19 protein-coding genes are annotated in these 18,163 nt (G+C 31.8%); 16 read left to right on the forward strand and 3 right to left on the reverse strand.

What is annotated here, in order from left to right; translation table 11 throughout:
- Window positions 1-13 precede the first annotated feature (13 nt).
- From secY to ACVCZW_RS12160, 14 genes are all read left to right on the forward strand, one after another.
- Window positions 14-1,360, forward strand: coding sequence for a preprotein translocase subunit SecY (gene secY / locus ACVCZW_RS12095; RefSeq protein WP_452228672.1), 1,347 nt, complete (start codon window positions 14-16; stop codon window positions 1,358-1,360).
- A 10-nt stretch (window positions 1,361-1,370) separates the two neighbouring features.
- Window positions 1,371-1,586, forward strand: a complete 216-nt coding sequence (gene infA, locus ACVCZW_RS12100) for a translation initiation factor IF-1 (protein WP_007094967.1) — start codon at window positions 1,371-1,373, stop codon at window positions 1,584-1,586.
- Window positions 1,587-1,596: 10 nt separating this feature from the next.
- Window positions 1,597-1,713, forward strand: a complete 117-nt coding sequence (ykgO, locus tag ACVCZW_RS12105) for a type B 50S ribosomal protein L36 (protein WP_076732133.1) — start codon at window positions 1,597-1,599, stop codon at window positions 1,711-1,713.
- 2 nt (window positions 1,714-1,715) lie between these two features.
- Window positions 1,716-2,090 (forward strand): 30S ribosomal protein S13, encoded by a 375-nt coding sequence (gene rpsM, locus ACVCZW_RS12110; protein ID WP_055442865.1) that lies wholly within the window; start codon window positions 1,716-1,718, stop codon window positions 2,088-2,090.
- A gap of 98 nt (window positions 2,091-2,188) precedes the next feature.
- On the forward strand, window positions 2,189-2,572 hold the full coding sequence (rpsK, locus tag ACVCZW_RS12115) for a 30S ribosomal protein S11 (protein ID WP_055442864.1): 384 nt from the start codon (window positions 2,189-2,191) through the stop codon (window positions 2,570-2,572).
- Between the two features lie 176 nt (window positions 2,573-2,748).
- On the forward strand, window positions 2,749-3,354 hold the full coding sequence (rpsD, locus tag ACVCZW_RS12120; protein ID WP_452228673.1) for a 30S ribosomal protein S4: 606 nt from the start codon (window positions 2,749-2,751) through the stop codon (window positions 3,352-3,354).
- 94 nt (window positions 3,355-3,448) lie between these two features.
- Entirely contained in the window at window positions 3,449-4,441 is a 993-nt protein-coding gene (locus ACVCZW_RS12125) for a DNA-directed RNA polymerase subunit alpha (RefSeq protein ID WP_452228674.1), read from the forward strand.
- Between the two features lie 62 nt (window positions 4,442-4,503).
- Window positions 4,504-4,974: a 50S ribosomal protein L17 gene (rplQ, locus tag ACVCZW_RS12130; RefSeq protein ID WP_452228675.1), complete on the forward strand. Its 471-nt coding sequence runs from the start codon at window positions 4,504-4,506 to the stop codon at window positions 4,972-4,974.
- Window positions 4,975-5,061: 87 nt separating this feature from the next.
- Complete coding sequence (locus tag ACVCZW_RS12135; protein ID WP_452232525.1) at window positions 5,062-5,769, forward strand: hypothetical protein; 708 nt, start codon at window positions 5,062-5,064, stop codon at window positions 5,767-5,769.
- Window positions 5,770-6,139: 370 nt separating this feature from the next.
- On the forward strand, window positions 6,140-6,859 hold the full coding sequence (locus ACVCZW_RS12140; RefSeq protein ID WP_452228677.1) for a hypothetical protein: 720 nt from the start codon (window positions 6,140-6,142) through the stop codon (window positions 6,857-6,859).
- A gap of 101 nt (window positions 6,860-6,960) precedes the next feature.
- A complete protein-coding gene (carA, locus tag ACVCZW_RS12145; protein WP_452228678.1) occupies window positions 6,961-8,067 on the forward strand; it encodes a glutamine-hydrolyzing carbamoyl-phosphate synthase small subunit in 1,107 nt (368 codons plus the stop codon).
- A gap of 143 nt (window positions 8,068-8,210) precedes the next feature.
- The gene (gene eno / locus ACVCZW_RS12150) at window positions 8,211-9,503 is read left to right on the forward strand and encodes a phosphopyruvate hydratase (RefSeq protein WP_452228679.1); all 1,293 of its coding nucleotides are present in this window, start codon (window positions 8,211-8,213) and stop codon (window positions 9,501-9,503) included.
- 172 nt (window positions 9,504-9,675) lie between these two features.
- The gene (locus ACVCZW_RS12155) at window positions 9,676-10,962 is read left to right on the forward strand and encodes a citrate synthase (protein WP_452228680.1); all 1,287 of its coding nucleotides are present in this window, start codon (window positions 9,676-9,678) and stop codon (window positions 10,960-10,962) included.
- Between the two features lie 64 nt (window positions 10,963-11,026).
- Window positions 11,027-11,941 carry a dimethylarginine dimethylaminohydrolase family protein gene (locus tag ACVCZW_RS12160; protein ID WP_452228681.1) on the forward strand — a complete coding sequence of 305 codons (915 nt, stop codon included), beginning with the start codon at window positions 11,027-11,029 and terminating at the stop codon, window positions 11,939-11,941.
- Here ACVCZW_RS12160 and ACVCZW_RS12165 read toward each other — a convergent pair whose 3' ends face one another.
- From ACVCZW_RS12165 to ACVCZW_RS12175, 3 genes are read right to left on the reverse strand one after another with little or no spacing between them, the layout of a single operon-like run.
- Window positions 11,942-14,482, reverse strand: a complete 2,541-nt coding sequence (locus tag ACVCZW_RS12165; RefSeq protein WP_452232526.1) for a TonB-dependent receptor — start codon at window positions 14,480-14,482, stop codon at window positions 11,942-11,944. It abuts the gene before it with no gap.
- Complete coding sequence (locus tag ACVCZW_RS12170; protein ID WP_452232527.1) at window positions 14,469-15,380, reverse strand: FecR family protein; 912 nt, start codon at window positions 15,378-15,380, stop codon at window positions 14,469-14,471. The genes ACVCZW_RS12165 and ACVCZW_RS12170 overlap by 14 nt, the downstream gene beginning before the upstream one ends.
- Window positions 15,381-15,434: 54 nt before the next feature.
- Window positions 15,435-15,950 (reverse strand): RNA polymerase sigma factor, encoded by a 516-nt coding sequence (locus ACVCZW_RS12175; protein ID WP_452228684.1) that lies wholly within the window; start codon window positions 15,948-15,950, stop codon window positions 15,435-15,437.
- 304 nt (window positions 15,951-16,254) lie between these two features.
- Between ACVCZW_RS12175 and ACVCZW_RS12180 the strand changes: the two genes are divergently transcribed.
- Window positions 16,255-17,307, forward strand: a complete 1,053-nt coding sequence (locus tag ACVCZW_RS12180) for a hypothetical protein (protein ID WP_452232528.1) — start codon at window positions 16,255-16,257, stop codon at window positions 17,305-17,307.
- Window positions 17,308-17,384: 77 nt separating this feature from the next.
- A complete protein-coding gene (locus ACVCZW_RS12185; protein ID WP_452232529.1) occupies window positions 17,385-18,161 on the forward strand; it encodes a membrane metalloprotease in 777 nt (258 codons plus the stop codon).
- Window positions 18,162-18,163 lie beyond the last annotated feature (2 nt).

Consider the following 18,163-nt stretch of genomic DNA (forward strand, 5'->3'; position numbering starts at 1 on the left):
TTAATTAAGAAGCATGAAATTTATAGAGACATTAAAAAATGTTTGGAAAATTGAAGAACTAAGAAACCGAATAATCTTAACATTAGGTTTATTATTAGTATATCGTTTCGGAGCACAAGTAGTACTTCCAGGTATTGACGCTTCACAATTAGAAGGTATACAAGGTAATACAGAAGATGGTTTATTAGGTTTATTAAATGCATTTACAGGTGGAGCATTTGCTAATGCATCTGTGTTTGCTCTTGGTATCATGCCCTACATTTCTGCTTCTATTGTAGTACAGCTAATGGGAATAGCAATTCCTTATTTGCAAAAACTACAGAAAGAAGGAGCAAGTGGACAAAAGAAAATCACGCAAATAACAAGATGGTTAACCATAGGAATCTGCTTAGTGCAGGCTCCAGGTTATTTAGCAAGTTTACCTGCTTTAGGTATTCCGCAATCTGCCTTTTTATTAGGTCAAGGTGGTTTATTCTATTTCTCTTCTGTTATTATTTTAGTAACAGGAACTGTATTTGCAATGTGGTTAGGTGAGAAGATTACAGATAAAGGTATTGGTAATGGTATTTCCTTATTAATTATGGTTGGTATTATAGCAACTTTACCTAAAAACTTCTTATTAAATGCATCTTCTAGATTAGAAGGAAATAACGTGATGTTAATTCTTTTCGAACTAGTAATTTGGTTAGCAATTATTGCAGCATGTATCATGTTAGTAATGGCGGTTAGAAAAATTGCAGTACAATACGCAAGAAGAACAGCATCGGGAGGATACGAGAAAAACGTATTTGGTGGTGCAAGACAATTTATTCCATTAAAGTTGAATGCTTCTGGAGTAATGCCAATTATATTTGCACAGGCAATTATGTTTGTACCAGGTTTAATAGGTGGCTCTTCTTTCTTAAAAGATACGGCAGCTGGACAATGGATGCAGACAAATTTTTCAGATATGTTTGGTTTCTGGTACAATTTAATATTTGCTTTATTAATTATTATATTTACATATTTTTATACGGCAATTACAGTACCTACAAATAAAATGGCGGATGATCTAAAACGTAGCGGAGGATTTATTCCTGGTATACGTCCTGGATCTGAAACCTCAGAATATTTGGATAAAATAATGTCACAAATAACATTACCTGGTTCTATATTTTTAGCACTTATTGCTGTGTTCCCAGCATTCATAGTTAAGCTAATGAACGTACAATCTGGTTGGGCCTTATTTTTTGGTGGTACATCACTATTAATTATGGTTGGAGTTGCAATTGACACTATGCAACAAGTAAATTCATACTTGTTAAATAGACACTATGATGGCTTGATGAAAACTGGTAAAAATAGAAAAGCAGTAGCTTAATTTATATACTATGGCAAAACAAGCAGCAATAGAACAAGACGGAACCATTATAGAAGCATTATCAAATGCTATGTTTCGTGTTGAATTAGAAAATGGTCACATTGTGACAGCACACATCTCAGGTAAAATGCGTATGCATTATATTAAATTATTACCAGGAGATAAAGTAAAATTAGAAATGAGCCCTTATGATTTAACTAAGGCTCGTATAACTTATAGATACTAATACCAATACGATGAAAGTAAGAGCATCAGTTAAAAAAAGAAGCGTAGATTGCAAAATAGTGCGTAGAAAAGGTAGACTTTACGTGATTAACAAAAAGAATCCTAGATTCAAACAAAGACAAGGGTAATTATGGCAAGAATTGCAGGTGTAGACATACCAAAACAGAAAAGAGGAGTAATCTCTCTAACTTATATCTACGGAGTAGGTAGAAGCAGATCAAAAGAAATTTTAGCAGAAGCTAAAGTTGATGAAAGTATTAAAGTTCAAGATTGGGACGATGACCAAATAGCAGCCATTCGTGATGCTGTTGGTACGTTTACAATTGAAGGTGAATTACGTTCTGAAACACAATTAAACATTAAGCGATTAATGGATATTGGATGTTACAGAGGTATTCGTCATAGATCTGGTCTTCCATTAAGAGGACAACGTACGAAAAACAACTCTAGAACTAGAAAAGGTAGAAGAAAAACTGTTGCTAACAAGAAGAAAGCAACGAAATAATAACATAGTCTTTAGTCTTTAGACGTTGGAAAGAATCTGTTTGAAATTAAGGTTTAGGATTCTAGCGACTATTAACTATTACTAAAAGCTAAAATAATATGGCAAAGTCAAGTACTAAAAAACGTAAAGTTATAGTAGATGCTGTTGGAGAAGTACACATTACAGCTTCTTTTAATAACATCATTATTTCACTTACCAACAAAAAAGGAGACGTAATTTCATGGTCTTCTGCTGGTAAAATGGGGTTTAGAGGTTCTAAAAAGAATACTCCTTATGCAGCACAATTAGCTGCAGAAGATGCTGCAGGTGTAGCAAAAGAAGCAGGTTTAAAGAAAGTGAAAGCTTACGTTAAAGGACCTGGAAATGGTAGAGAATCTGCTATTCGTTCTATCCACAATTTAGGAATCGAAGTAACAGAAATTATTGATGTTACTCCATTGCCTCATAATGGATGTCGTCCTCCAAAACGTAGAAGAGTATAATTTATATATTTTTAAATTTAATAGCAACTGTAATTATATAGTTGCTATTAAATTTTTTATACGTAAATTTGCAAACTGAAAAATAATAATAATCAAGTATCAACAAGAGATCAACGTTTGTCGAAGGATAAGATTAAGACCTTAATTCATAAACACTCTTAAAAAAACAATTTGAAATGGCAAGATATACTGGTCCTAAAACTAAAATAGCACGTAAATTTGGCGAAGCTATATTTGGAGAAGATAAATCTTTTGAAAAAAGAAATTACCCTCCAGGACAACACGGAAACGCAAGACGTCGTGGGAAAAAATCTGAATACGCAATCCAGTTAATGGAAAAACAAAAAGCTAAATATACGTATGGTATTTTAGAGCGTCAATTTAGAGGTTTATTCAAAAAAGCAACAGCTGCTCAAGGTATTACAGGTGAAGTTTTATTACAACTTTGCGAGTCTAGATTAGACAACGTAGTGTATAGAATGGGAATCTCTCCTTCTAGAAGTGGAGCAAGACAATTAGTATCTCACAGACATATTACTGTAAATGGTGGATTAGTAAATATTCCTTCATATTCTTTAAAAGCTGGAGATGTTGTTGCAGTAAGAGAAAAATCGAAATCACTTGAATCTATTGATAGATCTTTATCAAATTCAAGTAATGTATACGAATGGATTACATGGAATAACGATACTAAGCAAGGAACTTATGTTTCTGTACCTGCTAGACTTCAAATTCCAGAAAACATAAACGAGCAGTTTATCGTTGAATTGTATTCTAAATAATAATTAATCATATTGGTATTTAGCCAAAGGATTTATTTGTGTTCTTCAAACTTATAAATCGCGCAACTAAATAACAATTAAAACGAAGAACAATATGGCAGTATTTAATTTTCAAAAGCCTGATAAAGTAATCATGATTGATTCTACTGATTTCGAAGGTAAATTCGAATTCAGACCACTAGAACCAGGTTATGGATTAACAGTTGGAAATGCTTTAAGAAGAGTTTTACTTTCTTCTTTAGAAGGATTCGCAATCACATCCGTGAGAATGGAAGGTGTAGATCATGAATTTTCTACCATTGCAGGTGTAGTGGAAGACGTAACAGAAATGATATTGAACTTAAAACAAATGCGTTTTAAGCGTCAAATAGAAGATGTGGATAACGAGTCTGTTTCTATTTCTATTTCTGGTCAAGATAAAATTACAGCTGGAGATTTTCAAAAATTTATTTCAGGATTCCAAGTATTAAATTCAGAACTAGTAATCTGTAATTTAGATCCTAAAGTAAATATTAACATGGAAATCACCATTGAAAAAGGAAGAGGTTATGTTCCTGCAGAAGAAAATAAAAAATCATCTGCACCAATAGGTACCATCTTTACAGATTCAATTTATACTCCAATTAAAAATGTTAAGTATAGCATTGAGAATTTTCGTGTAGAACAAAAAACAGATTACGAAAAATTAGTTTTCGAAATCATTACAGATGGTTCTATTACACCTCAAGATGCTTTAACCGAAGGTGCTAAAACTTTAATTCATCACTTCATGTTATTCTCTGATGAGCGTATCACATTAGAAGCGGATGAAATTGCACAAACAGAAACTTATGATGAAGAATCACTTCACATGAGACAATTGCTTAAAACAAAATTAGTGGATATGGATTTATCTGTACGTGCTCTTAATTGTTTAAAGGCTGCAGAAGTAGATACTTTAGGAGACTTAGTTTCTTTTAATAAAAATGACTTAATGAAGTTTCGTAACTTTGGTAAAAAATCGTTAACAGAGCTTGAAGAGCTTGTAAATGTTAAAGGTTTAAACTTTGGAATGGACCTTTCAAAATATAAATTAGATAAAGATTAATTACTTCATATTTTGCTCCTCAATAGTGAGTTAGAGCAAGATGAAGCTAAAACAAAAATGTCATGAGACACGGAAAAAAAGTAAATCACTTAGGTAGACAAACAGCCCACAGAAAAGCAATGTTAGCTAATATGGCTTGTTCTTTAATAGAGCACAAACGTATTAACACAACTGTAGCAAAAGCTAAAGCTTTAAAAGGATTTGTTGAACCAATGATCACAAAATCTAAAGACGACACTACGCACAATAGACGTATTGTTATGTCTAGATTAAGACAAAAAGAAGCAGTAACGGAATTATTTAGAGAAGTTGCTACTAAAGTTGGAGATCGTCCAGGTGGTTATACACGTATCATCAAACTTGGAAACAGACTTGGGGATAATGCAGATATGGCAATGATTGAACTTGTAGATTACAATGAAATTTACAATGCAGATAAAAAAGCTAAGAAAACTACGCGTAGAAGTAGAAGAGGTGGAAACAAAGATGTTGCTCCGGCTGTAGAGACTAAAGCTACAAACGAAGAAGAATAAAATAACATTTTTTTAACAGTGCAAAAAAGGCAAACTTATTTAAGTTTGCCTTTTTTTTTATAGATTTACGTACACAAAAAACAAATCATGAAAAAATTATTTTTAATGGCATTTCTAGTAAGTGCTACATTCTCTTTTGCGCAAACTGGTTCCGAAATTCTTCCTGATGGAGGAGGGAACAATGGTAGTGATCTACAAAATATTAATAGTAGAAGTGGGTTTTGGATTAAATCTACAACTTCTAATAATTTAGATGGTACATTTTACCTGTATGATAAATGGGTGAATAGAGCACAAGTGTATGTTTCAAGCGGTAAAGGATATAACATTCCTAACTGTAATTTCAATGTGAAATTCAATCGTTTTGAGGCACTTTTAGATAATGATACCAAAGGAAAAGTTTTTGCATTTAATACTAGAGATGTGACTAAAGTGAAAATTGGTCCTAAAACCTTTGTTACAAAGGCAATTGATCAAGGTGCAACGTACTTATTAGAGGTGATTCAAAAGGGAGAAAAAGTTGCTTTATATAAAGCATATAATTCAAGTATTATTGAAGCAAGAATTAACCCTATGACACAAGAAGCTATGGGGAATAATAAAGTAGATATTGTATCTAGTTATTATGTGGAAAAAGACGGTAATATTGAGCTTGTTAAAATGAAAAAATCTTCTATATTAAAGTTAATGGCTAATAAAAAAGGAGAAATGAAAACCTTTCTTAAAGAGAATAAATTATCTATTTCAGAGGATGCAGACCTTTTTAAGATATTCGATCATTATAATGCATTATAAATAGTCGTAATACTTATGTATATAAAAAGGATAAACTATAATAGTTTATCCTTTTTTTTTATGCCTTTTTTTAAGGGCTTATTGTACTAGTGTTTTAGGACAAGAAGTATTTAGCTTATAAGCTTAACTTCCTTAAGTAGTAAAGTAATAGTTAACATAGGCAACGTTGCTTTTTTTAGATATTTTATAACTCGGTTTACAGATTTAAGATATATTTTTCTAACGCTTTATTGGTACTGACTTACCATATGCAGAAACAGAAGGTTGGGATGGTAATGACATACGTTTTGAAATGCATGTATGATTTTTCTTTAATTTTTTAGGGCAAGTACCGTTATTTTAGTTATATTTAAGATAAAATATACAGATTATGAAAAAAATTTTAGGTTTAGCGCTTTTATTATGCACGGGCATGTCATTCTCTCAAACGAGTTCAGCTACTATTATAGGTGGTGGTGGTGGAAATAAAATTAGTGATCTTTTTGCTAATGATAATATGAACACTAACAGTGGCTTTTGGATAACGACAACAACCTCTGGTGACATGAATGGTTCATCTTATCTTTACGAGAACTGGATTAATAGAGGCGAAATTTATGATGCCACAGGTAAAGGATATAACATACCCAATTGTAATTTTAATATAAGTTCTAATAGAATTGAAGCGCTTCTAAATGAAGATAGTGCAGAAAAAGTTTTTGTATTCAATACTAGAGATTTAAAAAAGGTAAGAATAGGCCTTAAAACCTTTGTAAATAAAAATATAGATAAAGGGCAAAATTATTTACTAGAAGTAATTCAAGAAGGAGACAAAATTGCTTTATATAAATCGCATAGTACTCTTGTTATTGTTGCAGAAGTTAACCCTATGACAAATCAAAAAATGGGTAAAGATAAAATGACAGTAGAAAATAGTTACTACGCAGAAAAAAACGGAAAAATACAAGAGGTTAAGATGAAAAAGTCTAACCTTTTAAAACTAATGTCTAATAAAAAACGTGAAGTTAATAGCTTTATAAAGGAGAATAAAATATCTACATCTAAGGAAGCAGATCTTTTTAAAATTTTTCAATATTATAACACATTATAATAATTGTTAATAAGCAATAATAATATAAAGGATAAACTATTTTAGTTTATCCTTTTTTTTATGCAATTTTGCAAACCAAACAACACTACAAAAATTACACAATGAAATACCAATCTCTTAGAAAAGCAATAATTCTATTAGCAGATGGAACCATTTTTCATGGGAAAGCAGTCGCTAATAAAGAAGGTACTGCCTTTGGCGAAGTATGCTTTAATACTGGAATGACAGGTTATCAAGAAATTTTTACGGATCCTTCTTACTTTGGGCAACTTATGGTTACAACCAATGCACATATCGGTAACTATGGTACCAAGGTAGAAGAAGTAGAGTCGGATGCTATAAAAATTTCCGGTCTTATCTGTAAGAATTTTAGCTATGATTATTCTCGTGATGCTGCAGATGCTTCTTTAGAAGAATTTTTAGAAAAGAATAATCTCCTTGCAATTTCAGATATAGATACAAGAGCACTGGTAAGTTATATTAGAGATAATGGCGCAATGAATGCTGTAATATCTACCGATGTTGAAAATGTAGAAGGACTTAAACAACAATTAGCCGAAATACCAGATATGCAAGGTTTAGAGCTAGCGTCCAAAGTTTCAACCAAAGAGGCTTATTATTATGGGGATGAAAATGCTACCTTAAAAATTGCAGCTTTAGATATAGGAATTAAAAAAAACATACTACGTAATTTAGCGAAAAGAGATGCCTACATCAAAGTGTTTCCATACAATGCTACGTTTGAAGAATTAGCGGCATGGAATCCAAATGGATATTTCTTATCTAATGGTCCTGGAGATCCGGAGCCTTTGGTAGAAGCACAACAAGTAGCTAAAGAAATTATTAAAAGAGATTTACCATTATTTGGTATTTGTTTAGGGCATCAAGTAATTGCTTTAGCAAATGGAATATCCACTTTTAAAATGCATAATGGGCATAGAGGTATTAACCATCCCGTAAAGAATTTAATTACAGGGAAAGGAGAAATCACTTCGCAAAACCATGGATTTGCTGTGAACAGAGAAGAAACAGAAGCACATCCAGATTTAGAAATTACACACATACATCTAAATGATGATACTGTGGCAGGAATTAAAATGAAAAGCAAAAACTGTTTTTCTGTACAATATCATCCAGAAGCAAGTCCTGGGCCACATGATTCCTCTTATTTATTTGATGAGTTTATTGAAAACATGAAATCGAAATAATATAAAAAAGACAACGAAAATAGTAATTCGTTGTCTTTTCTGTTTTACTAAAACGATATAGGAACAATTTTAAACAATTCTTTAAATAACTTACTTACTAAAAGAGAATTAAAAAGTAAATTTGAGGAACAAAAACATATTTTATGAGCATTATAATAAATATTCACGCAAGACAAATTTTTGATTCAAGAGGAAACCCAACAGTAGAAGTTGATGTTATAACAGAAAATGGCTTCTTAGGAAGAGCTGCTGTACCATCTGGAGCTTCTACAGGAGAACACGAGGCTGTAGAGTTACGTGATGGCGGAAAAGCATATATGGGAAAAGGAGTTTCTAAAGCTGTGAAAAATGTGAATACTATAATTGCAGAAGAACTATTAGGTGTTTCCGTTTTTGACCAAAATGATATCGATCAAATTATGATTGATTTAGATGGTACTCCAAACAAATCAAAATTGGGAGCAAACGCAATTTTAGGAGTTTCTCTAGCTGCTGCAAAAGCTGCTGCAAATGAGTTAGCCTTACCTTTATACAGATACGTTGGTGGTGTAAGTGCAAACACACTTCCAGTTCCAATGATGAATATTATTAATGGTGGTTCACATAGTGATGCACCAATTGCATTTCAAGAATTTATGGTAATGCCTGTAAAAGCTAAAAACTTTACACATGCCATGCAAATGGGAACAGAGATTTTCCATAACCTAAAAAAAGTATTACACGATAGAGGTTTAAGCACTGCTGTAGGAGACGAAGGTGGATTTGCACCTAACTTAGAAGGTGGTACAGAAGATGCTTTAGAAACTATAGCTAAAGCGGTAGGTAACGCTGGATATACTTTAGGGGATGATGTTATGATTGCTTTAGATTGCGCTGCTGCGGAATTTTTTGTAGACGGGAAATATGATTACACGAAGTTTGAAGGAGATAAAGGGAAAATAAGAACCAGCAAAGAGCAAGCAGATTACTTGGCAGAATTAGCTGCTAAATATCCAATTATTTCTATTGAAGATGGAATGGACGAAAACGATTGGGAAGGTTGGAAATACTTAACAGAAAAAATAGGAGATAAAGTACAGTTAGTTGGTGATGATTTATTTGTTACAAACGTAGAACGTTTATCTCGCGGAATAGAAAATGACATCGCAAATTCTATTTTAATTAAAGTAAACCAAATCGGTACATTAACAGAAACTATTGCTGCCGTAAATATGGCGCACAATGCGGGTTATACATCCGTAATGTCCCACAGATCTGGAGAAACTGAAGATAATACCATTGCAGATTTAGCGGTAGCGTTAAACTGTGGTCAAATTAAAACAGGATCTGCTTCTCGTAGTGATAGAATGGCAAAATACAACCAATTACTTCGTATTGAAGAAGAATTGAATACCGTAGCTTATTATCCGCAAGAGAAAGCGTTTAAAATAAAATAATAGTATTTCGAGTAATTGTAAAAAGTGCTTATTTGTATAAAATAAGCACTTTTTTTATGCCATCAATTTTAGTGATATTAATATTGTAAAAAGCTTTGTTAAATCGCTTTAAAAATCGAGTGGTTTTTCGTAATTTAGCATTCCGCAAAACAAATAATATTCAAAATTAAATATGTCAAAAACAGCTACAATAGAAATTGATGGAAAAAAATACGAGTTTCCTTTAATTAAAGGAACAGAAAACGAGGTTGCTATAGATATCAAAACCTTAAGAGGAGTAACAGGTGGTGTAACAACCATTGATCCTGGATTTAAAAATACAGGTTCTTGCGAAAGTGCTATTACGTTTTTAAATGGTGAAGAAGGTATTTTAAGATATAGAGGGTACTCTATTGAAGAATTAGCTGAAAAAGCTGATTTTCTAGAAGTAGCATTTTTGTTGATTTTTGGTGAATTACCAAATAAAGAAGAATTAGAGAAATTTCAAAAAGACATTAAAGAACAATCTGTTGTTGATGATGATATAAAGAAAATTTTAGATGCTTTTCCTAAGTCGGCACACCCAATGGGAGTTTTGTCTTCTTTAACAAGTGCATTAACCGCATTTAATCCTTCTTCTGTGAATGTAGATTCTGAAGAGGAGATGTATAAAAGCGTAGTGAGAATATTAGGGAAATTTCCAGTATTAGTAGCTTGGACAATGCGTAAAAAACAAGGCTTACCATTAGATTATGGAGATAACTCTTTAGGTTATGTAGAAAACATCTTAAAAATGATGTTTAAAAAACCAAACGAAGAATATGTACAAAACCCAATTTTAGTTAATGCTTTAGATAAGTTATTAATATTACATGCAGATCATGAACAAAACTGTTCTACATCTACTGTACGTATCGTTGGTTCTGCACACACAGGTTTATTTGCATCTATTTCTTCAGGTATTTCTGCTCTTTGGGGACCACTTCACGGTGGAGCAAACCAAGCGGTTTTAGAAATGTTAAGTGGTATTGAAGAAGATGGTGGAGATACTAAAAAATACATGGCTAAAGCAAAGGATAAAAATGATTCTTTCCGTTTAATGGGCTTTGGACATAGAGTCTATAAAAACTTTGATCCAAGAGCAAAAATTATTAAAGTTGCTGCAGATGAAGTTTTAGGAGATCTTGGAGTAGAAGATCCAATTTTAGATATCGCTAAAGGATTAGAAAAAGAAGCTTTAGAAGATAAATACTTTGTAGATAGAAAATTATATCCAAATGTAGATTTCTATTCTGGAATTATTTATAGAGGTATGGGAATACCAACAGATATGTTTACAGTAATGTTTGCACTTGGTAGATTACCAGGTTGGATTGCACAATGGCGTGAAATGCGTTTGCGTAAAGAGCCAATTGGTAGACCAAGACAAATTTATATTGGAGAAACGCAAAGAGCTTTTAAAGACATAAAAAACAGATAAGATTAAAAATCTTTAAACTAAAAAGCTTCATAAGAAATTATGAGGCTTTTTATATATTTACAGTATGCTAAAACTAAACGTAAAAAACGAAACATCTAGACTAAGAGCAGTGGTTCTTGGTACTGCAATAAGTAATGGGCCAACACCAAGTTTGGACGAAGCTTATGATCCTAAATCTGCACTACATATAAAGGCAGGAACCTATCCTGTTGAAGCAGATATGGTTAAAGAAATGGAAGCAGTAGCTAACGTTTTTAAGAAATATAACGTAACCGTTTACAGACCAGAATTAATAGAAAACTGTAACCAAATTTTTGCAAGAGATATCGCATTTGTAATAGATGATGTTTTTGTAAAGGCAAATATTTTACCAGATAGAGAAGAAGAGTTGGACGCGATACAATATGTTGTGGACAAAATTAATCCTGATAAAGTTATTCGTCCTCCAGAAGAAGTTCATATTGAAGGAGGAGACGTCATGCTTTGGAATGATTATATTTTTGTTGGTACCTATAGAGAAGAAGACTATGCCGATTATATTGTTGCTAGAACTAATTTACAAGGTGTTGCATTTCTAGAAAAAACCTTTCCGCATAAAAAAGTGAAGTCTTTTAATCTTAGAAAATCGCAAACTGATCCAAGAGATAATGCCTTACATTTAGATTGCTGTTTTCAACCTATTGGAAAAAATAAAGCGATTTTGCATAAAGAAGGTTTTCTAGAAGAAGAAGAGTATTCTTGGTTGTTAAATTTCTTCGGAAAAGAAAATTGTTTCATAATTACCAAAGAAGAAATGTTTCATATGAATAGTAACGTATTCTCTATTTCGGAAGATGTTGTTATTTCAGAAAAAAACTTCACTAGATTAAACAGCTGGTTACGAAAAAATGGTATTACGGTAGAAGAAGTGCCTTATGCGGAAATATCGAAACAAGAAGGTTTGTTACGTTGCAGTACGATGCCTTTAATTCGCGATTAATTAAAAGGTAACTCGTAAGCTTGCGTTTGGCGTAAATTTTAAAGATTTGTTATTTACTTGTATTGTTTTTTCCGTATCCGTTTCGTCTACAATATAATAACGATTAATAACATTGTCTTGATTGGTAATGTTTTTAATGCCAAATCGTAGAGATGTTTTTAGTTTTTTAGACACATGAAACGTATAGCTTAACGAAGCGTCAAAACGAATAAAAGCATCTAGGTTTTCGTTATTTGGTACATCGTAATTCACAAAATAGAAACTACCATTTTGTGTGGTTTCATTCCCTTCCAAAGGTTTGGTATATGGTAAACCAGATCGGTACATGCTACCTAAAGATATTTGTAAATCTTCAAAAAGATTATAATTAAAAGCGAAGGATATAGAATGTCTAATATCTGTGTTGTTGGGGAATTTCTTAGGAGTAAAACTATGAAAGGTATAGTCGTTAGTACTATATGTATAACTTAACCAAGTACTATATTTTATCGAAGTTATATTAGCTAAAAACTCGATACCTTTTGCAGCGTAACTTCCTGTCGCATTTACGTATTGAAAGTTGTTATAAAAACCTTGATTAGATGCTGTGATACCATCAACTTTTTTATAAAAGCTAGTTAGGTCTACATGAAAATTCTTTTTGTTAAACGCTACACCGAAAGAACCTTGTTTACTTGTAGATATTGGTATGTTTTCTTCGTTAGCCAAAACCCATCGCCTATTTTCAACGCCTAAAAAATCATCTTGAAAATCTACTATTTGGTTAGTCGATTGGTTTTTAAACTCGCCTTCTATTTTTATAGCAAAGTGTGGAGACAATTTTTGTCTAAAATTTATTCTAGGTTCCATAAGTAATTTGCTAAACTTTTGAAAGTAATTAAAACGTACACCAACTCTTAAGTAGGTATTGTTCTTTTTGTATTCTCCTTCCGAGAAGAAAGCATGATTTAATAGCACATCCTTTTTTTCTTTAAGGTAAGATGGACCACTAACAGTAGTTTTATTTAAGATTCCAGTTTCATTGAATTGATAACCATTAAGGAGTACTAAATTATCATTAACAGAAAAATAGGAGTTTAGTTTTAATCCAGTTTCTAATACTTCATTACCTTGTTGTAAACGTTGGTCTGTTTGTACTCTATAATCATCTGCATTTACTGTATATTTAGAGGAGTAACCAATTAATTTTGTTTTAAACTTTTTACTCCATTGTGCCTGCCAATTTCCTCCGAAACCTATGTTTTCTTGCGATAAGGTGCTATTTTTAGAAGTGGTTTCCTCTTCGGTATTGGTAATCGTTTCCGCATAATCTAAATTATTATAAATGCCAATAACGTTGGCACGGAGTTTATGCTTTTCGTTTAGATTAAATAATAACTTTGCAGAATAATCGTAAAAGAAAAAATCGGAAGATGTGTTATTTTCATTAATTTCTTGCGTATTGATATCGCTATCTTGAAAACTTCGTTCAAAATAATTGGCATAGGTTGGTGTGCTTAAATAATCTGTAAAAGAACGTCGGCCAGAAATATGAAACTCTATTTTTTTTGAAATTGGTATTTGTAAAAAAGCGTCTGCACTTATTAAATTAAAACCAGCTCCTCCAGAAAATGTATTGGATATTTCGTCTTTACTAAACATGTTTATGGTACTAGAAACACCATCGCTAAATTCGCTACTTGTGCCGTTTTTAGTTACAATAACTTTGTTTGTTAGATTGGGGTTGTACGCAGAAATTAATCCGAAGAAATGCCCAGAATGATACATTTTAATCGCATCCCAAATAATTAAATTTTGGTCATTAGTTCCACCTCTTACATTGATGTTTGCAATACTTTCATTAGCACTCTCTACACCTGGAAGCGCTTGTATAGATTCTAAAATATCTGGTTCTATCAAACCGGGTAAAATGCCAAATTTATCTGTGTTTAAAATAGTGCTACCATCCATCCTTTTTTGTAAACCAGTGGTTAAAAATTTAGTGATGGTAATTTGGTTTAACTCTTGATTGGTTTCACTTAAATAAACGATTTTACATTGGTTACTTTCATTAAAAAAGTGATTTGCTTTTAAGTGTACCGTTTTATATCCTAAATATGAAATACTAATTATAGCATCACTTGGTACATTTGTAAGTTTAAATTTCCCAGCGTAATTGGTAGCTGTTCCTATTTGCGTATTCGTAATTATAATAGAAGTACCCAATAGCGGTTCGTTATTTTCTTGGTCTACTATGATACCGCAAATAGCAATCGTTTTATTAACAACAGAAACTGTTATGTATCTATTATCTAAAACATTAAAATTTAGTAACGTTTTTGTGTTTAAAAAGTTTATGGTTTCGGTTAAGGATAATGTATCTGAAGGCGTTTCAATAAAAATAGCTTTTACATCTTCTACGGAATAAGAGAATTTCACATCAAATTTTTCTTCTATAGAGGTAATGATACTTGTAAGTGCTTTTTTTTCAGAAGTATTTTGACTGAAACTTAAAGTAGAATAAAAACAGAGTATGTATAAAAAACATTTAGTGAGCCTCATAGTTGCTTAAAGTAATAGTATTACCAGTAATGGTATAGCTTAATTTTAAGGGAATACTAACAGATTGCAATGCTATATCTTTATTGTTATGCGTGAAAGTTCCTGTAAATAATTGATCCGTATCTATATTATTTGCTGTTATTTTAATATTATACTGTCTTTCTAGCTCTTCCATTACTTGGCGTAAAGGTACATTGGTAAAGCTAGATTCTTGTTGCAACCAAGATGGGTTTGTAGCATGTAAGTCTTTAAATTCTGTTTTGTTATTTAATATTCTGAAAGATTTTCCTTTAGCTAATTTTATCGTTTCCTTATTGTAAGTAACACTTACTAAACCTTCATAACAGGTAACTTCAAAATAATTATCTCTCTCTTTTACATTAAACTGCGTTCCTAAAACTTGAACTATTCCAGCAGCTGTATGTACGGTGAACTTTTTACCTTTTGCTACTTTAAAAAAAGCTTCTCCATCTAATTCTAAACTTCTATTATCCTTCCATGATTTTTTATTAAAGCTTAATTTGGATGCTGCATTTAAAATCACCTCCGAGTTATCCGGAAGTAATAATGTTTCTGTTTCTGCATATTTAGTTTCAAAGGATTGCATATTATTGAAAAACAGAAAGTAGGATGAAGTTAATAGAATAACAAAAACAGCAGCTATTCTATAAAACTGTTTAAAGTTTAAGGTTCTAATTTTGGGGTCGCTTTTGGTGCTTTTTCTGTTTTTAAAATCTTCTAAAGTTTTTTGTGCATCTATTTTTGGAGCTTCTAGTTGTGAAGCATAATGTGCTATTTTACTAAGCGTTTTTGAATTTTCAGAGGTATTTAAATCTGCAATCTCTTTTTCAGAAAGGTCGTGGTTAAACCATTTTAATATGTCTTTTTCTTCTTTCATTTTTAGCGTTCTAATAATAAGACAATTACATTAGTCTTTTCCCTACCACAAATATTAAATATTTTCTATTTTTGATCTTAAGGCTTTTAATGCTCCAGACATTCTTTTCTCTACTGCTTTTTGCGAAATATTTAAAATTTCAGCAATTTCTCTATATTTTTTACCATCAATCCTATTCATTAAAAAAACTTCACGTTGCCCTTCTGTTAGTCCAGAAATAGCATTTTGTAGTTTGATTTTAAACTCATCTTCTTCTAATAAGTATTCCGGGTTTTGGTTATTAGTGTCTATATAAGGAGATGCTTTTGCATATTCTAAAACTACTTTATTATGTTTTATAGTATTTAAAAACAAATTATTTACTGTAGTGAATAAATATGTTTTGGCCTTGGTGTAGTCAATTTTAGAACAGTTTTCCCAAATTTTAGAAAAAGCGTCTTGAACCAAATCCAAAGCATTATCTGGATCCCCACATTTGTAATACGCAAAATTATTTACTGCTTGAACCTGTTTTAAATAGAAAGAATTAAAATAAGATTCATCACAGAGGTTGTTAGTAGTTTGGGTCATTTAGTGTTCATTATAATTCTCGAAAGATAATATTTTTTAAGGTAAGGTAGGGTAAACTGTTTTAGAGATGTCTTAAGTGCATAAAACCCTTAAAACAATTTATTATGGAAAACAGAACATTAGAATTTATAGAAATTACTTTAATCGTATTTGCAATGGCATTAATTATTGCATCCATCCTATTATTAAATCAAATAAATTAAAAGAAAAGTAGGGTAAAATTAAAACGAGTTGTCTTACTAATAGAAAATGAAAAAATCGTTAAGTAAATAAATAAAGTTAAATTTGTAAACATTAAAATATTATGAAAAATTTAAAATTAATTACCTCCATCCTATGCATCGCATTATTTTCATTGCTGTCTTGTCAAGATGAAATAGATAATGAAAATGGTGAAAATCCAAATACCAATTCGGCAGATTCTCAAACAGCAGATAACCTAACAAGAACATCTATGTTTGATGGTTCTTTTGATGATTTTCTAGACGGCGTTTCCTGCTCTTCTATTTTATTACCAGTTACAGCAACTATAAATGGTACATCCATAACTATTCTAAATGAAGTAGATTACACGCAGGTGCTTAATATTTTAGGCCAATTTAATACCGATGAAGATACCGTAGTACTTCAGTTTCCGTTAACAGTTTCCTTAAGTAATTATACAGAGGTCGTTGTTACAAGTCAAGGAGAATATGATGCTTTGGTAGATGCATGTGAAGCGGCAGAAGCAGCAGGAGAAGCAGCAATATCTTGTTTAGATATAGAGTTTCCAATAACAGTATTAACATATAGCTTGTCTTTAGAACAAACGGGAAGTGTCGTGTTAGAGTCTGAACAACAGTTGTATGCATATATGAATGGTTTTAGTGATGATGAATTATTCTCTATTAGTTATCCAATAGACTTAACTTTTACCAACGGAACTTCAACAACAGTAAGTAGTGATTCAGAATTACAAGCAAGTATTAATGATTGTGTAAATGAAGCCGGAATTATCGAGGATGCAGAAGATGAAGCTAATACTTTAGAAGTACTATTAGTAGATGGTCTTTTTCAAGTGGATTCTTTTGTGATTGCTGGAGTAAATACAGCAACGGATTATGTAGAATATACTATTGATTTTGCAAACGATTTAAGTTTAGTAGCAGAAAATATAGTAAATACAACCAGCAATGATGTGCAGGGAACTTATGAAGTTACTTCGCAAACAGAAGTGTTTTTAAACTTAAACTTTACTGGTAATGCTACTTTTAGTTTATTAAATCAGGAATGGCAAGTAACGAGTTATAGCAACACTACAATAGAATTGCAAAGCTCTACAAATGCAGCAATAACGTTAGTTCTTACGCAAGTGTAATCTAAATATATTTGAAATTAAAAGGATTAAAACAGCTGTTAGAATTTTCTAGCAGCTGTTTATAAAAAAAAACTAAAATGAAAAAGATAGTATTTGTATTAAGTTTTTTGTTAACTATTGTAGCCTGTACAACGGACGATTCTTCAAACAGCGAATCGAACAATAACAACAATAATACCAGTGCTAACCAACAATCAACTGGTAGCTCATCTAATGATTTATTATCCGATGCAACATATACAAGTATGAAAATAGAACTTGTTTATGTCGACGGTTTTGAGCCTTCGCAGACAGCAATAAACAATTTTGTAGCTTTTTTAGAAGCAAGAACGTTTAAACCTAATGGTATACTAGTTGAAAAAAGAGCAATAGCTTCGCCTGGAAATGCACCATATACAAACGCAGAAATAAGAGCCGTTGAGGATGCAAATAGAACAGCATATAATACAGCAGATCAAATTGCAGTTTGGGCTTTTTTTGCAGATGGAGAGTCGGATAGTAACACAAATAACGGCGTAGTTTTAGGCACAGCATATAGAAATACATCTTTTGTTATTTACGAAGAAACGCTACACGGTTTTAGTGATAGTGCTTTTGAACCTAGTAGAAGTCTATTAGAAACGACTGTAATAATGCATGAGTTCGGACATATTTTAGGATTAACAAACTTAGGAGCAGACTTACAATCTAATCATGAAGATGCAGAACACCCAAAACATTGCGATGTAGAAACCTGTTTAATGTATTGGTCTGCCGAAACTGGAGACGGTATTGCTAATTTAGTTTCAGGAGGATCTGCTCCGCAATTAGACGCACAATGTATTGCAGACTTGCAGGCTAACGGCGGAAAATAATT

Source organism: Lacinutrix sp. MEBiC02595 (assembly GCF_053601555.1).